Annotated in this window: 20 protein-coding genes and 1 tRNA gene; 13 read left to right on the top strand and 8 right to left on the bottom strand. The window is 60.1% G+C overall.

The genetic code is table 11. The features are described 5' to 3' along the window. Positions 1-6 precede the first annotated feature (6 nt). Positions 7-834, top strand: coding sequence for a nitrate reductase molybdenum cofactor assembly chaperone (gene narJ, locus ACLI1O_RS04970; protein ID WP_005280179.1), 828 nt, complete (start codon positions 7-9; stop codon positions 832-834). A 10-nt stretch (positions 835-844) separates the two neighbouring features. Beyond that, positions 845-1,624, top strand: a complete 780-nt coding sequence (gene narI, locus ACLI1O_RS04965) for a respiratory nitrate reductase subunit gamma (protein ID WP_411706997.1) — start codon at positions 845-847, stop codon at positions 1,622-1,624. A 403-nt stretch (positions 1,625-2,027) separates the two neighbouring features. On the opposite strand, the gene ACLI1O_RS04960 is transcribed toward narI, so the two are convergent. From ACLI1O_RS04960 to ACLI1O_RS04950, 3 genes are read right to left on the bottom strand one after another with little or no spacing between them, the layout of a single operon-like run. After that, positions 2,028-3,410, bottom strand: a complete 1,383-nt coding sequence (locus ACLI1O_RS04960; protein WP_411706996.1) for a multicopper oxidase domain-containing protein — start codon at positions 3,408-3,410, stop codon at positions 2,028-2,030. Continuing rightward, on the bottom strand, positions 3,411-4,610 hold the full coding sequence (locus ACLI1O_RS04955) for a beta-carotene 15,15'-monooxygenase (protein WP_411706995.1): 1,200 nt from the start codon (positions 4,608-4,610) through the stop codon (positions 3,411-3,413). It lies immediately after the preceding gene. Further along, on the bottom strand, positions 4,600-5,676 hold the full coding sequence (locus ACLI1O_RS04950; protein WP_349838845.1) for a hypothetical protein: 1,077 nt from the start codon (positions 5,674-5,676) through the stop codon (positions 4,600-4,602). Before ACLI1O_RS04950 ends, ACLI1O_RS04955 begins: the two co-directional genes overlap by 11 nt. A 70-nt stretch (positions 5,677-5,746) precedes the next feature. Here ACLI1O_RS04950 and ACLI1O_RS04945 point away from each other — a divergent pair, with 70 nt between their 5' ends. From ACLI1O_RS04945 to ACLI1O_RS04930, 4 genes are all read left to right on the top strand, one after another. After that, positions 5,747-6,007 (top strand): DUF2249 domain-containing protein, encoded by a 261-nt coding sequence (locus ACLI1O_RS04945; protein ID WP_239267782.1) that lies wholly within the window; start codon positions 5,747-5,749, stop codon positions 6,005-6,007. An 84-nt stretch (positions 6,008-6,091) separates the two neighbouring features. Further along, complete coding sequence (gene modA, locus ACLI1O_RS04940) at positions 6,092-6,853, top strand: molybdate ABC transporter substrate-binding protein (RefSeq protein ID WP_239267784.1); 762 nt, start codon at positions 6,092-6,094, stop codon at positions 6,851-6,853. Between the two features lie 3 nt (positions 6,854-6,856). Continuing rightward, a complete protein-coding gene (locus ACLI1O_RS04935; RefSeq protein WP_239267786.1) occupies positions 6,857-8,713 on the top strand; it encodes an ATP-binding cassette domain-containing protein in 1,857 nt (618 codons plus the stop codon). A gap of 4 nt (positions 8,714-8,717) precedes the next feature. After that, on the top strand, positions 8,718-9,377 hold the full coding sequence (locus ACLI1O_RS04930) for a helix-turn-helix transcriptional regulator (RefSeq protein ID WP_239267788.1): 660 nt from the start codon (positions 8,718-8,720) through the stop codon (positions 9,375-9,377). Here the strand turns inward: ACLI1O_RS04930 and thrB are convergent. The 4 genes from thrB to argS all read right to left on the bottom strand — a co-directional run bounded on the left by thrB (position 9,364) and on the right by argS (position 14,829). Continuing rightward, positions 9,364-10,293 carry a homoserine kinase gene (gene thrB / locus ACLI1O_RS04925; RefSeq protein WP_005280170.1) on the bottom strand — a complete coding sequence of 310 codons (930 nt, stop codon included), beginning with the start codon at positions 10,291-10,293 and terminating at the stop codon, positions 9,364-9,366. The genes ACLI1O_RS04930 and thrB overlap by 14 nt on opposite strands. Before the next feature lie 23 nt (positions 10,294-10,316). Next, positions 10,317-11,660, bottom strand: a complete 1,344-nt coding sequence (locus ACLI1O_RS04920; protein WP_411706994.1) for a homoserine dehydrogenase — start codon at positions 11,658-11,660, stop codon at positions 10,317-10,319. Between the two features lie 178 nt (positions 11,661-11,838). Beyond that, the gene (gene lysA / locus ACLI1O_RS04915) at positions 11,839-13,176 is read right to left on the bottom strand and encodes a diaminopimelate decarboxylase (RefSeq protein ID WP_239267794.1); all 1,338 of its coding nucleotides are present in this window, start codon (positions 13,174-13,176) and stop codon (positions 11,839-11,841) included. Then, complete coding sequence (gene argS / locus ACLI1O_RS04910) at positions 13,177-14,829, bottom strand: arginine--tRNA ligase (RefSeq protein WP_239267796.1); 1,653 nt, start codon at positions 14,827-14,829, stop codon at positions 13,177-13,179. 224 nt (positions 14,830-15,053) lie between these two features. On the opposite strand from argS, the gene ACLI1O_RS04905 reads away from it, so the two are divergent. The 5 genes from ACLI1O_RS04905 (at position 15,054) to ACLI1O_RS04885 (ending at position 19,756) form a co-directional block, all read left to right on the top strand. Further along, positions 15,054-15,839 carry a (Fe-S)-binding protein gene (locus ACLI1O_RS04905; protein WP_239267798.1) on the top strand — a complete coding sequence of 262 codons (786 nt, stop codon included), beginning with the start codon at positions 15,054-15,056 and terminating at the stop codon, positions 15,837-15,839. After that, positions 15,839-17,344: a lactate utilization protein B gene (locus tag ACLI1O_RS04900; RefSeq protein WP_284771526.1), complete on the top strand. Its 1,506-nt coding sequence runs from the start codon at positions 15,839-15,841 to the stop codon at positions 17,342-17,344. Before ACLI1O_RS04905 ends, ACLI1O_RS04900 begins: the two co-directional genes overlap by 1 nt. After that, a complete protein-coding gene (locus ACLI1O_RS04895) occupies positions 17,341-17,961 on the top strand; it encodes a lactate utilization protein C (protein WP_239267802.1) in 621 nt (206 codons plus the stop codon). The genes ACLI1O_RS04900 and ACLI1O_RS04895 overlap by 4 nt, the downstream gene beginning before the upstream one ends. A gap of 111 nt (positions 17,962-18,072) precedes the next feature. Continuing rightward, entirely contained in the window at positions 18,073-19,629 is a 1,557-nt protein-coding gene (locus ACLI1O_RS04890; protein ID WP_239267804.1) for an alpha/beta fold hydrolase, read from the top strand. A 53-nt stretch (positions 19,630-19,682) separates the two neighbouring features. Beyond that, a tRNA-Arg gene (locus tag ACLI1O_RS04885) sits at positions 19,683-19,756 on the top strand. A 595-nt stretch (positions 19,757-20,351) separates the two neighbouring features. Here the strand turns inward: ACLI1O_RS04885 and ACLI1O_RS04880 are convergent. Next, a complete protein-coding gene (locus ACLI1O_RS04880; protein ID WP_239267806.1) occupies positions 20,352-20,801 on the bottom strand; it encodes a Panacea domain-containing protein in 450 nt (149 codons plus the stop codon). Between the two features lie 197 nt (positions 20,802-20,998). On the opposite strand from ACLI1O_RS04880, the gene ACLI1O_RS04875 reads away from it, so the two are divergent. Both ACLI1O_RS04875 and ACLI1O_RS04870 read left to right on the top strand, forming a co-directional pair. Beyond that, positions 20,999-21,898 carry an ABC transporter ATP-binding protein gene (locus tag ACLI1O_RS04875; RefSeq protein WP_239267808.1) on the top strand — a complete coding sequence of 300 codons (900 nt, stop codon included), beginning with the start codon at positions 20,999-21,001 and terminating at the stop codon, positions 21,896-21,898. A 3-nt stretch (positions 21,899-21,901) separates the two neighbouring features. Continuing rightward, entirely contained in the window at positions 21,902-23,071 is a 1,170-nt protein-coding gene (locus ACLI1O_RS04870) for an ABC transporter permease (RefSeq protein WP_239267810.1), read from the top strand. Positions 23,072-23,094: the final 23 nt, after the last annotated feature.

The raw sequence follows: 23,094 nt of genomic DNA, 5'->3' as shown, positions 1-23,094 counted from the left end.
TTAGCCGTGAATATCTTCGATAAACTCCGCAAGCGCCAGGAATCCCTGCAGCGGCAATCTGCCCCGCAGGGTGCCGATGCCCCCGTGGCCGGGTTCGGAACTCCCGCCGGCATCGGTTCCATGGGCGGTGCCAAGGACGTCGAAAAGACGCTGCGCACCCACACCGGTCAAGTCCCGCGCGAATTCGTCACGCCTGTCGAGGTCACCGAAGACCAGCGGCGGATAGTCGCCATGGCCGTGTCCGTGCTGCTTAATTACCCAGGCGAAGACATCTTTGACCGCCTCTCCGTGGTCGAAGACCAGGTAGATGACCTGCCGCTGGCCATTGCCACCGACTTCATCAACTTCGCCGAATGGGCCCGCAGTATCGGCCCGCGCGGCTTGGAAGAGCACTACGTCGAGACCTTTGATCAACGCCGCCGCTGCGCGCTGTACCTGTCCTACTTCGCCGTCGGCGATACCCGCCAGCGCGGAATGGCCATCTTGTCCTTCCGCCAGCAATTGGAATCGCTCGGCTTCGAAATTTCGGATGAAGAACTACCCGATCACCTCTGCGTCGTCCTCGAAGCCCTCGCCATGAGCGAGGGGGACACGCACGAGCGCGCCGTCGAATTGGTAGCCAGCTACCGCGAGGGAATCGAGGTGCTGCGCGCGGCCCTCGCCCACGAGCGCTCGCCGTACGTCAGCTTGATCGTGGCGCTGTGCAAGGCCCTTCCAGAAGTCGATTCTGATACCGCGCAAAAGTACGTCGATCTCATCCGCACCGGCCCACCCGCCGAGATGGTCGGCATTGCAGACCTTCCCTTCCCCACTACCCAACCAGACCTCGTCTAGGAGCCACATCATGTTTGATAACTTCCTCTGGGGTGCCTTCCCGTGGTTAGCCATCGCGGCATTCTTCGTGGGCATCTTCTGGCGGTGGCGATCCGACCAATTCGGCTGGACCACCCACTCCTCCCAAATCTATGAATCCAAGCTGCTGCGTTTATCCTCGCCGCTCTTCCACTGGGGCATGGTTTTCGTGGTCATCGGCCACCTGATGGGCTTGGCATTCCCCAAGTCCTGGACCCAGGCCGTTGGCATCAGCGACCACGCCTACCACCTCCTGGCCACCATCCCCGGCTCCATCGCCGCACTGGCGGCCCTGCTGGGCTTTGCCGGATTGCTGTACCGCAGGCTAAAGAACCGCTCCGTATTCTTGTCCACCTCCACCTCGGACAAGGTCATGTACGCGCTGCTCGGCCTCGCGCTGGTATCGGGCTCGTTTGCCACCTTTACCCTGCAGCTTTTTGACCTCGCTGGCACCGGCGGATACGACTACCGCGAGACCATTTCCCCATGGCTGCGCCAGCTGTTGATTTTCAACATTCAGCCCGACCTCATGGCCAGCGCCCCGTGGCAATTTAAGGTCCACGTCCTCTGCGGTTTCACCATCATCGCAGTATGGCCCTTTACCCGCCTCGTCCACGCATTCTCGGCACCGGTTGGCTACGTCACCCGCCCCTACGTGGTGTACCGCTCCCGCGATGAACGCACCACCCCGATGCGCTCCAATACCGCGTGGGAGCCTATCCGCTCCAACCGGAAGCAATTGGAGGGAGAAACCCCTGGCCACGGTGCCTAGGTAGTTCCTCGGTCCTTTTCACCACCGCGCGTCGTCCAGTATTTGGATGGCCCGCGGCGGTTTCCTTATGTCTGAATCTACTCCGACGCTACCCACGCGCCCACCCCGCGCCCCCACTCGCCCTTCGCGCTCACCGGCAAAGCGGCGCGGCCGTGAAATCACCACCCGGTGAGCGCCAAGGGAAGGTGCCGATCAACCCCCGCACCCTTCGCGCTCACGAGGAAAGCGGCGCGGCCGTAGATACTTCCGCCCTGTGAGCGCCAAGGGGGAGGCTGCGATCAAAGGACCCCCGCCCTTTGCGCTCACGAGGAGAGGTGGATCTATCTCTCTACAGTGCCCTGGTGAGCGCCAAGGGCGGGGGAACGAAGTGCGCGGGAACGAAGGGCGGGGAACTAAGGCCGCTTTATTCGGTGACGACGAACTTGCCGTGCTGTCCCTTTTCCGCGTTAGTCATGATGTGGTTGACAAAGGAATACGTTCCAGGCTCGTTGAAGGTCATCTCCACGAACCCGCCTTGTGCGGCGAGCAGGTCGAGGGCTTGCGAACCGGTCTTATCCTCGTCCTTGATGAGGTAAGCACCTTCCTTATAGGCAGTATCGAATTGCTCGCCCACCACGTGGAAGCTAAGCGGCTGATCGGGGCCCACGTTCAGGATCCACAACCGGACGGTATCGCCCACCTTGGCCTTGATGGGGTCGACGTCGTACTGGCTGGGGTAGTAATTAAAGGCCATGAGGTCGAAGTCGCCATCGGCCACGCGCTGGGCGTCGGCGCCGGTCTTTTCCTCACCGAGGAATACATCGTTGGCGATGAAGTTGTACTCGGCATCTACGTCCTTGAGATCTGGTGGATCGATGATGACGTTACCGGCCATGCCGTTGGCGATGTGCAGGGACATCGGGGCGGTTGAGCAGTGATACATCCAAATGCCGGAGCGATTCGCGGTGAATTCGTAGGTTAGTTCTTCCCCGGGCTGGATGGACTTCATGTTTTCATCCGGGTTGACCTCACCGGCGTGGAAGTCGATGGAATGGGCCATGCTGCCCTCGTTCTTGATGGTGATCTTGAACTTATCGCCCACCTTGCCGCGCAGCGTCGGCCCTGGCGCCTGGCCATTAAAAAGCCATTGCATCTGCTTAACTCCTGGGGCTACCTCAACGATTTCCTCGGTCATCGACCAGGTTTCTTCGTGCGTGGTGGTATTAGCCGCCGGCGCCAGGGAGGCGTCATAGGCGCTAAAACCTTCGCGGGAGGCACCGAGTTCGGCGGCGCTCGGAACATCAACGTGCGGGTTGGATGCCCCTGCCACGGCGTGGTGGTGATCGTGCCCGCCGGTGCTTGGCGCGGAATCGTCCACGTTGACGTCAAAGGTCATACCTTGCAGGCGGTGACCGGCAATGGTGCAGTAGCCTTCGATGCTGGATTCGATGACACCGGCATCGAGCTGCACGGTATCGCCGGGATCGACGCGGCCGGTTTCGGCATCACCAATCTTTAGATCGTGGACTTGGTCCCCGGTATTGGTGAAGTTAACCACCAAGTGGGTGCCGGGATCGATATCAACGTGGTTGGGGACGAAGGCCATACCATCGACTTCTACGTCAATGGTGTGGGTTTCACCTTCGGCAACAGAGCCCGCCGGTTGAGAGTCCTTAGAGATGGTATTGACTAGGGCGAGCGCGATCACCGCGGCCAGCGCGATACCGATAAGTAACCACGAGGCCCATTGGGAGTTACCGGACTCCGGCGGCTTATCCTGTGGCTGTGGGGAAGAAACACTAAGCATTTAATTCTCCAGATTCTGTTGTTGGTAGACGGCGCGTCCCACGGCAAGCACGTTTAATGCTAAGCCTATCCCCATGAGGATAAGCCCAGCAGAAAGGGCGTTGACAAGGCTCAGCAGGGCGCCGAGGTTGATGAGGACGAGTCGGGCAAAACCGGCGCGGTCCGCGGTATCCCGGCCGTGGTGCACCTTGGCAGGACCGCCTCCCACCAGCGTGGGCAAGAGATGGTGCAAGACGCCGGTGACCAGCTGCAAAATGCCGCCGCCGATGAAGGCCGGAACCACAAACAGCGTGATGACGCGCGGGTAAGCGCCGAGCGCTGCGGCGACGGCATCGCCGGCGCACAGGGCCACCATCCACAGCAGTCCTGCGATAACGGATACCGATGCTGTGGTGAGCCGGGGGTTGCACCCCAGCACAGTGGCCAGTACCGGTTGGATGATCATAATTGCAGCTAGCACGACAAGCAGCTGGGCGATGCCCGCCGCGCGCGTCCACCCCACCGCGCCACAGACCATGGTCAGTATTAGCCCGGTGCAGTGGACGATGAGCCCGCGCGTACACCTGGTGCGCGCGGTGGGCGAAATCGCGGTGCTGGACAAGGTGGGAAGGAGCGTCACGATGGTGCCCACGATGGTCAGCCACGCAAACCCCCACACCATGCCGCGCGAGTGGGCGGCCACCAGGAAGGAATAGTTGCCTACGCCATTGCCGCTTAAGATCACCAGCACCACGGAGGCAATCATGAAGATGGATGCGGCCGCATAAAACGGCACCGTCACCGCAAACGAACCAGAAAGCGATCCGCGCAAGCGCGTGTAAGTAAAGGCGAGCTGCCAGGCAAGGGCGGCGATGATGAGGAGGGAGGCGGCATCGGCAAGCAGGCCCCAGTCATATCCGGCGCGATCGATAATGAGCAGGACAAGGCCCACCTGGATGAGTACCACGCGTGCGCCCACGCCCCGGTATCCGTTATTGGCGGTGCGTGTAAGCGCCTCGGTGAAGTGGGTGGAAAATACAACGATGGCCGTGGTCAGCGCGCCGATGGTCAGCGGGTGGATGAGATCCCACCACACCACGGGCGCGCCCAGGTGACCCGCCACATTGATGCCGATGCCGATGAATACCCACGCGCCGATAAGCGCGGCGGTAAGGATGTGCCAGCGGCTGCGGGCGGCCAGGGAGATGTCATTAATGTGCACGGCGGGCCTCCTTCACCGTCAAAGTAATGCCGCAGGCGAGGAAAACCAAGACGGCGGCGAGGGTCGTCAGCCCACCTACCTGGTAGGCGACGGTGTGGCGGGCGACATCGGCAAGAATGCGCAACGCCAGCCCGCCGTGCAGGACCGCCACGGGAAGGAAAAGCACCGGGTGGTAAGGCAAGCGGCGGCGGATGACGGAGGTAATGATGATGGGGGCATGGGCAAAAATCATGGACATGACAAAGCCCAAAAAGATGGCGTGCACCGAGGCATCGTAGGCAAAGCCCGAGCTTTCGCCATAGAGCAGCCAGAAATAGCCGCCGAGGGCCAACCAAAAATACCCGGCGAGCATGCACGCGGCGGAATAGCGCGGCAGCCCGCGCGAGCGCACTAGGTTCTTCGCCACGTCCACGCGCACGGTAGAAACCGCAACGCCGATAAGCCCCGCGCCCATCGCGCGATAGCCCACTGCCGGGGAGAGGATATAGACCACGCTGAGCGCCGCCAACCCCAAAACCCACAGCGTAATCCGCTTTTCCGCCTGCGTGCCGGCCATGGTGATGCGGGCAAGCTCCATGCGCTCGCCGATGATCGTCGCCACCACGTAGAGCACGCACAGCGGCATCGCAGTAGAAAAGGCCGGCTCCATGGCCCACAGCAGCGCCGCCGCTACCCCGCCGATGACGCCGGTGGCCTGCACGATGATGGCCAGGGCGGGCTGGCGCCGGTGGATGGTGGCATAGATAAACCCCAGCACGATGAAGCCGGCGGCAAAACACAACGCCGGAACCTGCCGCGGCAGGCCGGCCACGATGCCCACAAAACCGGCGACGTGGAAGATGGGTCCTGTCCAGGCCCACCGCGTGCTCACGGCGACGGCGCGCTCCAGCCCGATAGCGCCGCCGACAAAGCCAAAGACCATCAAGGGGCCATGATCGGCGGCGACGGAGGCAGCCGGCGAGAAACCCACGCCGAGCAGGGATGCCCCGGCGGCGAGCCCAACCAGCAAGGACAGCCCCGCGCAGGCAAGGAAGAAGAAGCGGTGCGCGAGCCTATTATTTATCACGGCTTTAATCGTACTAATATTGGTGGCAAGGTAAAACCCTCGCCCCACCTCCGAAAGGATGATCCTCGCCATGGAACTTCCCATCACCGATTCCTCCCAGCAGAACTCCATCCCCACGCTCAACGCCACCGAAATCCCCCACGCCGTGCGCCACGGCGCCATCCACGGCGCTTTGGGTACGCTGAACGTGGGCCAAGCCATGGTCCTCATCGCCCCGCACAACCCGCTGCCGCTGCTCAAGGAAGTAGAAGAGCGCGCGGAGAAATTTGAGCTGTCGTACCTCAAGGAAGAAGAAAACGACTATCACATCAAGTTCACGCGAATTTCGTAACGTATTTCCTTGCAAGTCGATACGCTATGTGCTGATAACTCCATCTCTTATACCCTGTTGCCTACATAACACGGAGCATTCACTATGAATAAGAAATTTGCCGCAGCCGCCGTTGCTGCGACCGGCTTGGCGCTCTCCGCCTGCTCTCCCGATACCTCCACCACCTCCGATGCAGAGCAGACCAGCTTGAACCTCTTGGCTGCATCATCCACCCGCGTCATCAACGACGAACTAGAAAAGCGCGCTTCCGAGCTCGACACCCCGGTTGACCTCGAGTTCCAAAATGGCGGCTCTTCTGACTTGGTCAATAAGCTGAGCGAGGGCGCTCCTGCGGACCTGCTGCTTACCGCGTCCAAAAAGACCATGGACAAGGCAATCAATGACGGAACTGTGAAGGACCCGAAGGTGCTTGCCACCAACGTCATGGTGATGGTCGTACCGAAGGGCAACCCGGGCAATATCCACTCCATCGAGGATCTGCAGAACGAAGACCGCTTCGTCATCTGTGACCCGCAGGTTCCCTGCGGCGATATCTCTTCCCAGATCATCGAAGAAAACGACCTGGACGTAAAGCCCGCCTCCCAGGAGCAGCAGGTCGCTGACGTTTTGGGCAAAGTCGTCTCCGGTGAGGCCAATGCCGGCTGGGTCTACTCCACCGACGCCGCGGCCGCTGGCGATGATGTAGAGGTCATCGAGATCCCGGATGCTGATAAGTTTGCCAACCAGATCCTGGGCGCAGTCTCCGCCGAGGCTGAGCACCCAGAAGAGGCACAAAAGGTCCTCGACCTGTTGGCCGATGACTTTGATAAGACCTGGGAAGAGTACGGCTTTAACCCAGCAGATTAATCAATGACCCCTCCCCAGCCCATTCGCCTTCAGTCTCCCCTCGTTATCGGCCTTATCGGCCTCATCGCGGTCGTTGTTATCCTCGTTCCCGTAGCCTCGCTGGGTCTGCGCGTACCGTGGGACCGCATCGGCGAATACCTCGCCAAACCGGAAATTTGGGACATGCTCAAGCTGTCCTTCACCGCGGCATTCCAATCAATGCTGCTGGCGATGGTACTGGGGACCGGTCTTGCCTTATGGGTCCAACAGCTTGGCCGGGGCAGCGGCGTTATCCGCCTATTCATCTATTTGCCCCTGGCCATGCCACCCGTCGTGGGCGGTTTGGCGCTGACCGCCGCCATTGGCCGCCGGGGCTATTTGTCCCCGCTTCTTGACGCCATCGACTTCCATTTTGCTTTTGCTTTCCCGGGCGTCATCGCCGCGCAGTGCTTCGTCGCCTTGCCCTTCGTCGTGGTGGCGGTCGATTCCGCCCTGCGCCAATTGGATCAGGAGATTTTGGCCTCTGCCGCCAGCATAGGCCTTTCCCGCTGGGAGGTACTGCGCAAAATCACCATCCCCTCCATCGCCCCTGCCTTGGCCACCGGCGCCGGCCTTGCCTTTGCCCGGTCCCTCGGCGAGTTCGGCACCACGCTGACCTTCGCGGGCTCCCAGCCGGGCGTGACCCGCACGATGCCGCTCGGCATTTACTTGGAGCGCGAGGTCGATACCGATGGCGCCTACGTGCTCTCCGCCATCCTCATCGCGATGGCGATTGTCTGCCTCGCCCTCGCCGGGCTGCCCTCGCTCCTCCAGCATTCCTATCAGGCGCAGGCCCGCGAGCTGCACAGCATGGACTACGAGAAACTCCGCGCCCTGACCGCCCCGGATAATGCCCCTGCCCTATCCGTCACGGCGGATGGGGAGACGACTGAATTTACTCCGCGCGCGATCACCACCATCGTCGGTTCCAATGGATCGGGCAAAACCACGCTGATGAGCCGCATCGCCGGGCGTCTGACCGGCGCGGAGATTAGCGCCAACCAGGATGACATCGTCCTGCTGACCCAGCGCCCCGGCCTGCCGCCGCAGGCTACCGCCAACCAAGCCATCGCGATGGTCACCCGCGATAAGCAGCGCGCCACGCAGTTGCTGGAGGCTGCGGGCTTGCGTGAGCTTAACGATGTCCCCGTGCCAGCCCTTTCCGGCGGCCAAGCCGCCCAAGTCGCCTTCGTCCGCGCGCTCGCCGCGCGGCCCGCCATCCTGATTCTAGATGAGCCCTTGGCGGCCATCGACGTGGAATCCGCCAGCAAGTGGCGCCGCTTCCTGCGCGCCACCCGCCGCGACCGGACCACGCTGCTGGTGACCCATAATGCGCTGGATATTGCTGGGCTTGCCGATGACATGGTGGTCATGAATTCCGGCAACGTCATCGCCCACGGCTCGGCTGCGGATTTACTCGATGTCCCGCCCACCGGCTTCGTGGCTTCCATCGCCGGGCTCAACCGCGTAGAAGGTACCGTCAAAGCCGCCACCGCTACCGAGACCATCGTCTCTTGCGGGAGCACAACCATCACCGGTGACGCGAGCGATCTCCGCGCCGGCGATAAGGTAGTGGTCACGTTTAAGCCAAGCGACATGCACCTTACCTCTGAAGCCTCTACCGGGGTCAATCACTGGTCTACCAAGGTCATCGCGGTGGAAGCGGCCAGCATGGCGGGTGCCCGGCTGAGCCTGGATATGGGCGGACACACCATTACCGTGCCGGTCAGTAGGCAGACGGCTTTAGGCATTGATACAGGAAATACCGTATCCTATAGCGTGGCTAAAGATAAGATTTCTGTTAATCAAGCCCCTCATCAGCACCCAGAGATACGAAGTTAATCGCATGCCCAATTCGCTCCCACGCCCCAGCTCCGACCTTTTCCCAGAAGCGCTCAAGCTATCTCCTAAGCAGCGCGAGGTGCTCACGCAGCTGCAGCATTATTCGCGAGGAGCCCGTGCAGCGGAGGTAGCAAAAGATTTAGGCATGCACGTCAATACCGCGCGCGGGCACATCGATGAGCTCATTCAGGTTGGCGCCATCACCGCCGTTCCAGAACGCAGCTCTGGGCGCGGGCGCCCTTCCCTGGTGTACCAGGCCCGCGTGCCGGATAACCGTGCCATCGCAGAGGAATACGTCAGCCTCATTAGCGTGCTGACCTCCATGCTCGCGGGCAAGGAAGAGCTCGATGATTTCTCTTCCCCACAGGCCCGGGAATTGGGGCGGCAATGGGCGCGCGCTACGGGCGCGGATATCCAGAGCGGCGCGCTCGATACCCTCTTTGCCACCCTGCGCGATATGGGGTTTGATCCTTCGCAGGGCGCGGATCCTTCCGAAATCGAGCTGAATGCCTGCCCGTTCGTCTCCTCCGGGACCACGCCGAGCCCCTTTGTCTGCGCCATACACGCTGGCTTTTTGCAAGAAGCCAGCGGCACGGACACGGACATTGCCTTAACCCCGATGCAGCGCCCCGAGGTCTGCCAGATCGAGATTAAGCCTGTGTAACTTCCACGCGGACTGGGCCCGCGACCTTGAGATCGAAGACGCGCAGGCCCTGCTCGCGGGCATCATCAAGAATGCTCTCGTCGATGTCCTCCGTGTGCAGCACCATCACCGTCGGCCCCGCCCCAGAAAGATAGGCGGCGTACCCGCGGTTGCGCAGGCGGTTCACCCACTCTGCGGTCACGGGAAGCACGTCGGCGCGATACGGCTGGTGTAAGCGGTCGCGGGTGCCTTCCCACAGTAACTCCGGGTAGTTCTGCAATGCGGCTACCTGGACGGCGGTGCGGGAGACGTTAAAGGCGGCATCGGAATGCGTCACGTGCGAAGGCAGAACGCGACGCACCGCCTGGGTGGAGGCGTGGGAATCCGGCACCAGCGCGGTCGCCCGAATATCGGGATGCACGTTGATGGTAGCGGCCTTGTATTCCGGTAAGGATCGGCCATCGACAGGAACCGTCGTCCACGAGACCACGGCACTGCCCAGTACCGAGGCCGCGGCATTATCCGGGTGGCCCTCAAACGCCGAAGACAATTGCACGAGCTGATCTTGGGTCAGCGGGCTGCCGGCCAAGGCATTGCCCGCGGCCACGCCGGCGACCGCTGTAGACGCCGAAGAACCCAAGCCGCGCGATTGGGGGATCGTATTATGCGAGACCACGCGCAGCCCTGGCACCGTAGCTTCGGCGGCAGATAGCGCGGAGCGGATGGCCTTGACCATCAGGTGCGAGCCATCGCGCGGGAGGTCGTCTGCCCCCTCGCCAAAAATCTCCACCTCAAGGCCAGAGGGAATAACCTCCACCTCGGCGGTGTCGTACATGCTCAATGACATGCCTAAGGTGTCATAGCCCGGCCCCAGGTTCGCCGTAGAGGCGGGGACGGTGACTATCGCTTTGGTGCCGACTTCAACTTCGATGCTCATGGTGTCTAATATATCGAACCGGTTTAGCTGCCCAGGCGGATGACCGAGTGAACGGCCTTGACCTCATCGAGCTCGCCCAAGGCGGAGACGATGTTTTCCAGGGTCGCTTCCTTGGCAGCGTGGGTGACCACAATAAGGCGCGCGGTATCCTCGCCGTCTTCTTGGCGCACGGTGCGCAGGGATACCCCATGCTGTGCGAAAAGCGCGGAAATAGCCTCCAAGACGCCGGCGCGATCCTGGACTTCCATATCGATGTGGAAGCGGGTATCGACCTCGCCGAAGTCCGCAATCGGCAAGTTAGCGTAGGTATTCTCGCCAGGCGCGCGGCCGCCGTGGACGATATTGCGGGCGGCACCGACGACATCGCCAAGCACGGCCGAAGCGGTGGGGTTGCCGCCAGCACCATTGCCGTAGAACATAAGCGAGCCGGCGGCCTCAGCCTCGACGAAGATGGCGTTATAGGACTCGCTGACGGTAGCCAGCGGGTGCTCCTTGGCCACCAGGGTCGGGTGCACGCGCGCGTTGACCACTTCGGATCCATCCTCGCGGCGCAGGCGCTCACAAATGGCCAGCAGCTTGATGGAATAGCCGGCATCGTTTGCCGCGGCAATATCGTCTGCCGTGATATCGGTAATTCCCTCGCAGTGCACGTCCTCGAACTTCACGCGGGTGTGGAAACCGATGGAGGCCATGATGGCGGCCTTGGACGCCGCGTCATGCCCCTCCACGTCCGCGGTGGGATCCGCCTCGGCATAGCCCAAGCGGGTGGCTTCTGCCAGGGCCTCGTCATAAGTGGCGCCGGTGGATTCCATGGCATCCAGGATGTAGTTGGTCGTGCCGTTGACGATGCCGGAAATGCGCTCGATTTGGTCGCCCGCCAGGGAGCGGCGCAGCATACCCACAACCGGAATGGCGGCGGCCACGGCGGCCTCAAAGTAGAGGTCAACCCCGGAGCGTTCCGCAGCCTCGGCCAATTCATCAGCATGCGCGGCAACGAGCGCCTTATTAGCCGTCACCACAGACTTGCCGGAATTAAGCGCGGTCAAAACCAGCTCGCGCGGGAAATCGATACCGCCGATAACCTCCACCACCATGTCGATATCATCGCGGGAGATCAGGGCCTTGGCATCATCAGTCAGCAGCTCATTAGGCACGCCCGGGCGCAGCTTGTTCTTGTTCTGGATTGCGATGCCGCGGATCTCTGCCGGCCCGCCGATGCGGTGAGCAAAGGCATCCGCATTTTCATCTAAGAGGCGGAAGACTTCCGCGCCCACGGTGCCGAATCCAAGCAGTGCAATGCCAACGGTTTCGCCTTCGCCCTTGCCGGTACGCGAATGTAGCTGTAGCTCACTGTTTGAAGCATCCATAGTCCGTCTCCATGTTGGTTTAGTGGTGGAAAATGTCCCCCGCTTTACGCGGCTACAGGACACTATACAGAACGAGCTGTCTATATTGCGACATGCGGGGGATAATATTCGTTCAGCTACAGAAAACCCCCGCCGCACGGGCCGAATGCGGCACCTGCTTAACGGGGGTAGTACTGACTTAATCCACTTCCAAGGACAAGAGGTCCTCGATGGTTTCGCGCCGCAGCATGGGTTTGGTATTTCCCACGCGCGTTGCCACCACAGCCGGGCGCACCGCGCCGTTATACCGAGACGACATCATGTACTGATACCCACCGGTGGCCGCGAAGGCGAGCAAGTCCCCCGACTGGATATCATTGGGCAATTCGCCTTCTTCTAGCAAGATATCGCCGGATTCGCAGTGGAAGCCCACGATGCGCGAGGGCACCATCTCACCATCGCTAAAGCGGTTCACCAGGCGCACATCGTATTCGGAACCATAGAGCGCGGGGCGGATATTATCGGACATTCCCCCGTCGATGGAAATATAACGGCGCACCGGCAAATCGGCCTTGCCGGTTTCCACGTCCTTGACCGTGCCCACGCGGTAGACGGTCACGGCAGAACCCGCCACCAAGGAGCGACCCGGCTCCACGAGGAGGAACGGCGCCTTAATGTCGAGTTCTTCCGCGGTTTGGTCCACAGCTCGCAGCATGTCCTTTGCCACGCGGTCAATATCCAGCGCTTCCTCATAGGGCATATATGGAATACCAAAGCCGCCGCCCAAATCCAGCTCGGCAAGGTCAACGCCCAGCTCGGTGTGGATTTGGCGGTAGAGCTCCAGCACGCGCTCGGCGGCGAGCTTAAAGCCCTCAGCATTAAAGACCTGGGAGCCCACGTGGCAGTGCAGTCCGCTCAAGTGGAGGTTATCCACCTCGAGGCAGCGCTTCGCGGCAGCAAAAGCCGCACCCGTGGCCAGGGAAATACCGAATTTCTGGTCCTCGTGCGAGGTGGCCACGAACTCGTGGGTATGCGCGTCCACGCCCGGCTTGACGCGAATCATCACCGGCTGCACCACGCCCGCCTCACCGGCGATACGGTTGAGCTCTTCGAGCTCCTGCTCATTATCGATGACCACGTGGCCCACGCCCGCATCCACGCACAGGCGCAGGTATTCCTCGTCCTTATTATTGCCGTGCGCGGTAATGCGCGCGGCTGGGAACTCTGCGGCGAGCGCAATCTTTAATTCATTGAGCGCGGCAGCATCGAGGCACAGGCCCTCTTCATTGACCCACTGCACTACCTTTTTGGAAATGAACGCCTTGGAAGCATAGTGCACGTGATCCGGCCCGCCGAAGGCACGCGCCATATCTTGGCACCGCGAGCGGAAGTCGTCCTCATCGAAGACGTAGAGCGGAGTCTGGAATTCCTCTGCCAAATCCGGCAAGGGCACTTCCGCCACGGTAACGACGCCGTCCTCTTGGCGGCTCACGTTCCGCGGCCACACGTGCGCGGGTAGCTCGTTGAAATCAGCCATTTACATCTTCTCCGGTGCGCTCACGCCCACCATGGTCAAGGCATTGGACAGGACGACGCGGGATGCTTCCGCCAATGCGAGGCGTGCGCTGTGAATGGGCTGCTCTTCCTCCCCCGCCTTGGGCAGGACCTGGCAGGTGTCGTAAAAACGGTGGAACACGCCCGCCAGCTCTTCGGCATAGCGCGCCACTCGGTGCGGCTCGCGCAGTTCCGCGGCATCTGCCACCACGGCGGGAAACTCGCCGAGGGTGCGGATAAGGTCGCCTTCGCGCTCATGCTCCAGCAGCGACAGGTCCGCACCTTCGGAACTAACTCCCAGCTCCGCTGCCTTGCGCCCGATCGAGCACAACCGCGCGTGTCCGTATTGCACGTAGTAGACCGGATTATCCGAGGACTGCGACTCCCACAGGCCCAGATCGATATCGATCGACTGATCCACAGAAGATCGCACCAGCGAATACCGCGATGCATCGACGCCGATGGCGGCGACCAGATCCTCAATGGTGATCACAGTGCCCGCGCGCTTGGACATGCGCACCGGCTTGCCATCGCGCAACAGGTTGACCATCTGACCAATGAGCACCTCCACGCCATCGGCGTCATAGCCCAAGGCAGCTGCCGCCGCCTTCAAGCGCGGGACATAACCGTGGTGGTCAGCGCCCAGCATATAGATATTGAGGTCATGGCCACGGTCGAATTTATCGGCCACATAGGCGATATCGCCGGCGATGTACGCGGCATTGCCGTCCGATTTCACCACGACGCGATCCTTAGAATCGCCATAGTCGGTCGATTTCAGCCACCACGCGTTGTCCGCCTCATAAAGGTGACCTTCAGACTTCAGGGTCTCAAGCGCCTTGTCCACCGCCCCAGATTCGAACAGTGAATTTTCGTGGAAGTAGACATCAAAGTCCACGCCAAATTCATGCAGGGACTGCTTAATCTGGGCAAACATCATCTCTACGCCATCGGCGCGGAAGGCCTCCTGCACCTGCGCAGCATCGCCCTCGAGCGCGTTGGGGTTCTTTTCCACAACCGCGTTTGCGATGTCGCGAATATAATCTCCGCCGTAGCCGTCCTCCGGCGTGGGCTCGCCTTTAGCTGCGGCAACAAGGGAGCGCGAGAAGCGATCGATCTGGCCGCCGTGATCATTGAAGTAGTACTCGCGGGTGACTTCTGCACCGGAAGCCGTGAGTACCCTGCCTAGCGAATCGCCGACGGCGGCCCACCGCGTCCCGCCCAGGTGAATCGGGCCCGTGGGGTTGGCAGACACAAATTCCAGGTTAATCTTCTTGCCTGCAAAGGAGTCATTCGAACCGTAGTCCGCGCCTGCCTGCAGAATCTGGGCGACAATCTCACCCTGGGCAGCGGCGGCTAAGCGGATATTAATAAATCCAGGCCCGGCAATATCGGCTTCCGCAATGGCATCGTGCTGGGCTAATTTTTGCGCTAACCAGCCACCAAATTCGCGCGGATTCGCGCCGGCTTTCTTGGCCACCTGCAGTGCAAGGTTGGTGGCGTAGTCACCGTGTTCTGGGTTGCGGGGGCGCTCTACCGTGACAGATTCCGGCAATACGGACGCGTCTAGGTCATGTTCTGCCATGACCTCGGTGGCGGATTCTTTAACTAAGGTGGCCAAATCAGCTGGAGTCATGTGGCAAGAGTCTAGTTCACTGCCCCGACACGTGCGAAAAGAAGCACTGGCTAACATTTCCGCGGGCGGAGATCACTCATTTAATAGACCTCTTAGGCAAACCTATATTGCGATATATATTACAAAATATATGCTGGTAGAACGTGATTCACACTACATTCCACGCAGTGAATGTGTAGTGTTAATGACACCTCCATGACTTAAAAACTAATAAGGAGCACCGTATGCGCATTGCGCTTTTTTCTACTTGCATTGGTGACACCCTTTTCCCGGACGTCCAAAAGGCGACGGCATTGGTTCTCTCCCGGTTAGGTCACGAAGTTGTCCTTCCGGAGGAGCAAACCTGCTGCGGCCAGATGCACATCAACACCGGCTACCAAAAGGAAACTCTGGGGATGATCCGCTCTTATGCGGATGCCTTCGCAGATCCTTCCATTGACTACGTCGTGGCCGCCTCCGGTTCCTGCGTTGCAGCAGTTCGCGACCGCCACGAAAGCATTGCCGACCGCTTCGGCACTTCCGCCGATGTCGATGGCGCGCAGAAGACCGCGGGAAAGACCTACGATCTCACGGAATTTTTGGTCGATATTGAAGGCGTGACCAACGTCGGCGCTTTCTTCCCACACCGAGTGACCTACCACTCAGCCTGCCACGGCCTGCGCTTCCTTAAGCTGGAAGACCGCCCCTACAAGCTTTTGCAAGAAGTCGAGGGCATCGACTTGGCACCACTAGCCAATAGCGAAGAGTGCTGCGGCTTCGGCGGCACGTTTGCCCTGAAGAATGCAGAGGTGTCCCAGGCAATGGTCTCCGATAAAACCCGCCACATTAAAGACACCCAAGCCGAGTACGTTACCGCTGGTGACTCGTCCTGCCTGATGAATATCGGCGGCGCGCTCCACCGCCAGCGCTCCGGCATTCGCGCCCTACACATGGCAGAGATTTTGGCCTCCACGAAGGAACACCCGTGGCAGCCAAACTCCGCCGCTTACTCCAAGGAGACGATGCTCTAATGACCTCTTTCCTCGACACCACCCCACCACGCGCCCCTGAAGGCTACGGCAACCTGCGCGGCAGCAAGGCCTTCGTCCCGCTCGCGCACGTCGGGCTGAATAACGCTACCCAGCGTCATAACCTGCAGCACGCGACCACCACCATCCGCCAAAAGCGCGCTAACACCGTGCAGGAAGTGGATGACTGGGAGCTGCTCCGCAACGCCGGCTCTGCCCTCAAAGAGGACGTCGCAGCCCGCATGCCGGAATTGCTCGAGCAATTTGAGAAGGCCGTGTCTGACCGCGGCGGCATCGTCCACTGGGCACGCGATGCCAAGGAAGCCAACGAGATCATTGAAGGTCTCATCCGCGAAACGGGCGAAACCGACGTAGTCAAGGTTAAGTCCATGGCTACCCAGGAAATCGGCTTGAACGAGCACCTCGAAGACGCCGGAATCCACGCCCAGGAAACCGACTTGGCAGAGCTCATCGTCCAGCTTGGTGACGATATGCCATCGCACATTCTGGTGCCCGCAATTCACCGAAACCGCGCGGAAATTCGCGATATCTTCGTCGATAAAATGCCCAATACGGACGACTCGCTGAAGGCCGAGCCCGCCGAGTTGGCCGAGGCATCCCGCCAGTTCCTGCGCCAGCAATTCATGAAGGCCAAGGTCGCCATCTCCGGCGCCAACTTTGGTGTGGCAGAAACCGGCACCGTCAACGTTGTCGAATCTGAGGGCAATGGCCGCATGTGCGTGACGTTGCCGGAAACGCTGATTACCGTCATGGGCATCGAAAAGCTCGTGCCTACCTTCCAGGACCTGGAAGTCTTCCTGCAGCTGCTGCCTCGTTCCTCCACCGCGGAGCGCATGAACCCCTATACCTCCATGTGGTCCGGTGTGACGGAGGGCGATGGCCCGCAGAACTTCCACATCGTCTTGCTGGATAATGGGCGCACCGCAGCACTGTCTTCGCCCGTTGGTCACCAGGCGCTAAAGTGCATCCGTTGCTCGGCCTGCCTCAATGTCTGCCCAGTCTACGAGCGCGCCGGCGGACACGCCTATGGCTCCGTGTACCCGGGCCCCATCGGTATCTCGCTGACTCCGCAGCTTACCGGCATGAAGGACCACAACGATCCATCAGCAAGCCTGCCGTATGCTTGCTCGCTGTGCGGGCGCTGCGATGACGTGTGCCCGGTGAAGATTCCGCTTTCTGATGTCATCGTGGAAAACCGCCATCAGAAGGTCACCCACGCTGCCTCGCCGATCGAGCCGAAGCTGTTCAAGACGGTGCAGCTGCTCTGGGACAACCCGAAGATGTGGGATAAGGTCACCCACCTCGTGGCACTTGGCCGCGTGATGGGCGGATTCAACGGCACCATCGAGTCGCTGCCGCTATTTATGTCCGGTTGGTCCGATGGCCGCGATACCGCGATTCCGCCGAAGAAATCCTTCCGCCAATGGTTCGACTCCGATGAAGGCAAAGAGCTGCTGGCTAATGCCCGTAAGGAGGCCACCAAGTGAGCGCAAAGCAAGACATCCTAAACCGCATTCGTTCGGCGCAGAAACAGGCTGGGCTCCCAGATCACGTCGATGTGCCGCGCGAATACCAGCGCGAAGGCACGCTGAATGATGATGAACTGCGCGAAATTCTGGTCGATCGCCTCGAGGATTACAAGGCAGAAGTCCACGTCACGGAGGAACGCGATCTGAAAAAGACGCTGGATACCATCGTCCACGACCGCAACTGCACCGACATCCGCTACGCCCCAGGCATGAATGCCGATTTTTTTGATGGCCTTCCTGCCCGCCCGGACGACGAAGACGCGGATCCGCGCGAGCTTGACGATGCCGATGCCGTCGTCACCGAGTCCCTCGTGTCCTCCGCACAGACCGGCACCATTGTGTTGCAGTCCGATTCCCGCTGCGGCCGCCGCGCCCTGACGCTGGTACCGGACCGTCACATCTGTATCGTCCGCCGCGACGAGATTGTCTACGGTATCCCCGAGGTCATTTCCCGGATGAACCCTGACAAGCCCGCAACGTGGATTTCTGGCCCTTCCGCGACCTCCGATATCGAGCTCTCGCGCGTCGAAGGCGTGCACGGCCCGCGCGATCTGATCGTGATTATTGTGAAGTAGCGTGGCTAGGGTGCCGAGTTAGGGCACCCGTCACGTGGAAATTCCTGCCACGAACCTGAAAGAAGCATAAGCTAACTCTGACAAACGTTATAGGAGTCGGAGCTTTAGCTTATGCTTTCTTTTTCTCGAAAAATCTCTACCGTAGTGTGCGCTAGCGCCCTCGCGCTGGGCGTGGCAGCCCCCACCGCCGCGGCGACGGAGCCGGACATCACCTGGGAGGATTGCCCCGAACAGGTCAACCTCAATGGCGCCGAGTGCGGCCGGGTAGAGGTGCCTACCTACTACGATAACCCCGCGGCCGGCACCATTAGCGTCGGGTTCGTTCGCGTGCCCGCGGCACAACCAGATGCGCGCCGCGGCGCGCTCTTTACCAACCCAGGTGGCCCAGGCGGCGACGCTTATTCTTGGGCTGGAAACGATGCCGTCGAATGGCCCGAGGAAATTCGCAACGAGTGGGATCTGATCGGCGTCCAGCCGCGCGGCCTGCCCGGTTCCACCCCGGTGGACTGCGCTACCACCCCGAACTTCAATCCCATCGAGGCCACCACCCAGATTGGCAAGGCTACTCGTGACGCCTGCGAGCAGAATACCCCTGGCTATACCAACTCTTTAACCACCGCCAATACCGCCCAAGACTGGGAGATGGTGCGCCAAGCGCTGGGCGAGGACGTCATTGACATCGCCGGTGTTTCCTACGGCACCTACCTTGGTTCCGCCTACGCCACCAAGTATCCGCAGCACACCGGCAAGGTGCTGCTCGATTCCGGCATGAGCCCCCAGTTGGCGTGGAACGGCATCTTCGCCTCGCAGCAGCAGGGTTATGAGAATGCGCTGCACGATCTGTTCCAGTTCATTGCGGATAATGACGCCACCTATCACTTAGGCACTACCCCACTTCAGGTCTATGAAAAGTGGTCGCAGAAAGTCGCCATGGAAGCCGGTGCCCGTCCCACCGTATTGCCACCGGATGCGAAAATCGGCGACCTTCCCCCAGGGCTCGAGTTCGCCGGCCAGCCGGGCGCGGACATCATGACCGCCACGGGTGAGCTGCGCGTACAGGCGGAATTCCTCGCCAACAAGGCGCTTAACCCACAAGCGGACCAGCGCGCCTCAATCACCTTGGGTAAGACCCGCGAGGTCGTTCCTATGCCCGCGCACTGGGATGAGTTTGCCAAGTACTTAAACGGCAGCACGCCCCTCGAGGTCGTCGATGACCCGGAGCTTGCCCGCGCGGTGCAACAGCAAACTATCCAGATGATGAATATGCAAAACCTCATCGTCTGCAACGAGAACACCGTCGCCGGCAACCCGTGGCTCTTCCCCACTTATCTATGGTCCAACTTTGTCACCGGCGATATTTTCTCCCTGGTTAATTCCATGTATGGATCTGGCGCCGGGTGCGGCGGCCGCGGACCCGTTACAGGCGGGGCTCCACTCGATGGCTCGCACCTTGCCACCAAACCGCTGCAAATCCAAGGTACGGGCGATCCGCAGACCCCGTACCAGTATCACGAGGCACTCTCCCAGCCCATGCAATCGCGCGTCGTCACCGTCCACGGCCCCGGCCACGGGCACTTTGCGCTGGGTAATAAGGCCGTCGATGAGATTGGCGTGCACTATCTGCGCACCGGTGAGGTAACCACCGCAGACGCACCGGGCCTGATTTAGTTCCGCGGCTGCCGATGCGCTAGAATCACATCGTTGGGAATTTTCCCAGCGATGTCTCCGTAGCTCAGCGGATTAGAGCATCGGTTTCCGGTACCGAAGGTCGCAGGTTCGATCCCTGTCGGGGACACAAAATTTTTAGCCCCTCGCTTTTGCCAGCGAGGGGTTTCACTATGCGCCCCGTTTTCGGATTATGTAGCCACCGAGGGTTCAGGAAGGACCAATCATCCCGAACGCCGAACGAAAATTGTGAGACGGGCTGGGTCTAGCAAGGTCAAAGTCGCGGGCTCCGCTTTAATGTGAGTAAAGATCCCCATATTTAGTCTCTATCCATAGAACATAGAAAATTCCACCGTCTTTCCAGCCAACGAATGGAAGGTTTTCTTGGTGTCGGAACACGCGGAATTTGGTTAGCTCTTGGAACTGCCTAGGGATTTGAGCTTTGATTTCCTTTTTCGGGATAAATTCTGAGCCGAGGCCGTGCCTGTGGTGATTAACAAACTCTGTCCAAGAAATTAGTGACCGTTTGTGCCATTTGTCGAGGAATTCTCTGCGCATTCTATCGGTCATTTGCCCGAACCCCCATCCGCTCTGCAAAAACCTAGTGGACAGGAGTGGGTATTCGTTTGATGCTGCTCTTATGGCACTCAAGACGCTTGTATCGGCACCACTTTGGCTCTTTGAGGCAGGCCGAGTGCTACGTCTCTTACTTTTCTTTCCCATATCTAGTCGAAGTACTCTTTGAGGTCTGCATCAGAAACCTCGAGCCCCCGTTCTTCTTCAACGAAGTTTTTCTTCCAAGGCGACTCCGTGTGGGTTTTATTACGTAAAGCCCATGCGGAATAGGGCCCGTACTTATTCCATACTTCAATCAAGGTATCTTCCACAGGCCGGTAATCGTCCCAGTTGAAGTCATCAGAAATAAACGTATCGGGGTCGATGGGGCTCTTACCGTACTTTTTAAGCTCGTGGTAGATGTCTACAACGACAGGTCCGTGGGCCCATGCTTCCATCCGTTCATTGAAGAGAGGAACCCCTCCGGAGGCTGGCATGTAAAACCCCTTTGCATAGTAGAGGAGCTTTTGAAGTTTCAGTGGTGTCAGCTCGGCTTCTTCGGTTTCTTCAGCCCAAGCTACGAGCCATTCTGCGATTTGGCGGGCAGTGAATTGCTTCATTGTGCACCCCCTTCCTGCATGTTCTTAACGTTACAGCACCTAGATAGCACTTTCTATTCCTACCTACTCAGCAGGGGCTTGACCCATGCAACCTGGCTTTCGATGGATTCCATTGTCAAACTATTAGGCTTATGAAATACTAAGGTACTTAGAACCACGACAGTTATGCAGTATAGGCGCGACATGGAGGAGACCCCTTGCCCACCTTAGAAATCGACCATCTCAATAAATCTTTTGGCAGTGTTCGCGCGCTGCAGGATATGACCTTTAACGTGCAGGAGGGCGAGATCTTCGGTTTCGTCGGTTCCAATGGCGCGGGCAAGTCCACCACCATGCGCATCGCGCTGGGCGTGCTCGCGAAAGACTCCGGCGAGGTTTATTTCGATGGCTCCCCCATTAATGACGATAATCGCCGCCGCATTGGCTATATGCCCGAAGAGCGTGGACTCTACGGCAAGGAACCGCTGCTTAGCCAGCTGACGTTTCTGGGCACCCTGCATGGCATGAGCAAGCAGGCCGCCCAGAAATCCGGCACGGAGCTACTGGAACAGTTGGGGCTGGGTGAGCGCCAGGACGACAAGCTGGATGATTTATCCTTGGGCAACCAGCAGCGCGTGCAGCTGGCCGCGTCCCTCATTCACGATCCGGATATGTTGATTCTGGATGAGCCCTTTTCCGGCTTGGACCCCGTCGCCGTCAATGTCATGTCTGACATGCTGCGCGAGCGCGCCGCCCGCGGGGTGCCGGTCATCTTTTCCTCCCACCAACTGGACTTGGTGCAGCGCCTGTGCGACCACGTGGGCATCGTCACGCAAGGCCGCATGGTGGCAGAGGGCACGGTAGATGAGCTGCGCACCCAAGGGGCCTCGCGCTATGCGGTGGAAACCCCTGCCCGCGGTTGGTATCCGGAGGGCACCCACCTAGTAGAGGAAACGGACCAGGGCGTAGTGCTCGAAGCCGATGACGGCACCGATGACCAAGCCATCTTGCGCGCTGCCATGGCCGCTGGCCCCGTCCACTCCTTCGGCCTCAAGGTCCCAGACCTTACCGAGCTATTCCAAGACGTCGTCACCAGCACCACCACCGAGGAGGCCTAGCCCATGCAGTATTCGGCAATGAAGACCATAGGGACCGTCGCCAAGCGCGAGATGGCGGTTGCCCTTAAGACCAAATCCGTTGTCATCATGATGCTGCTGCTTATCATTGGTGCCATCGCCACCCCTATCATCATTGACTTGCTGTCCGGTGGTGACGATGAACCAGATTCCGTCGCCGTGGTGGGCCTGGAGGCAGACGCATTCGCTGATTCCGGACTGGAGACGCAGGCCGCAGATGACCGGGATAGCGCGGTGCAGCTTATCGATGACGGCGACGTCGACGCCGCCCTCGTGCCCGCCGACGACGAGGGGTGGGAGCTTTTGGCCAACGGCACCGTCTCCACCACGATCTCCACCACGGTCAATCAAGTGGTCGCGGCGCAGGCGCAGGCAGAGGCACTAGATACGCTGAATATTGATGCCCAAGACCTTGCCGACGCCACCCCATCGACCAAGGTGACCGCGGTAGATCTGGAAACAGATGAGGCCTCCGAAGAACAGATGGGCAATGTTGCCATCGTCCTTATCGCCGCCATCGTGGTGGTCTTTTCCATCATGACCTTCGCAGGGCTCATCGGCGGCCGCGTTACCGAAGAGAAGTCTTCGCGCGTGGTCGAAATAATCCTTTCCACGGTGCGCCCGGTGGATTTCTTGGCAGGCAAGGTCATTGGCAATACCATCATCGGGCTGCTCGGCACCTTCCTCATCTTGGCCGGCGGCGTGGCTTCCCTGGCATTTACTGGCGCAGCAAGCGAAATCCAGCTCGACTATGGTCTAATCGCTGCCCTGCTCGTCGGGGAAATCCTCGGTCTCTTATTCTTCGGCAGCCTCTATGCCGCAGCCGGCTCCATGGTGCAGCGCACCGAGGATCTGCAATCGACGCAGATGCCCATCCTGCTCATCGTCTTTGCCACCATGTATGTCCCCATGTTTGGCTGGACCAACTTGGATGCCACCTGGATGCAGGTCATGGGCTGGGTGCCGCCGGTCTCCATGTTGGTCGCTCCCCTCCAAGTTGCTGGCGGCAATATGAGCTGGCTAGGCTTGGCGGGAAGCTATGCGGTCCTCGCTGTAGTTACCGCGCTGATCCTCATCGTTGTCGCGCGCATCTACCGCCGTGCCATCTTGAATAACGGCAAGAAGATGACCTGGCGCCAGGTGCTCAAGAAATAAAAATAAATCCGGCCTCCCACTTT

It is taken from the genome of Corynebacterium sp. LaCa78 (genome assembly GCF_046717505.1).
Lineage (GTDB): Bacteria > Actinomycetota > Actinomycetes > Mycobacteriales > Mycobacteriaceae > Corynebacterium.
Note: the sequence above shows the minus strand (reverse complement) of the source record. Positions and strands in the feature narration are given on the sequence as shown.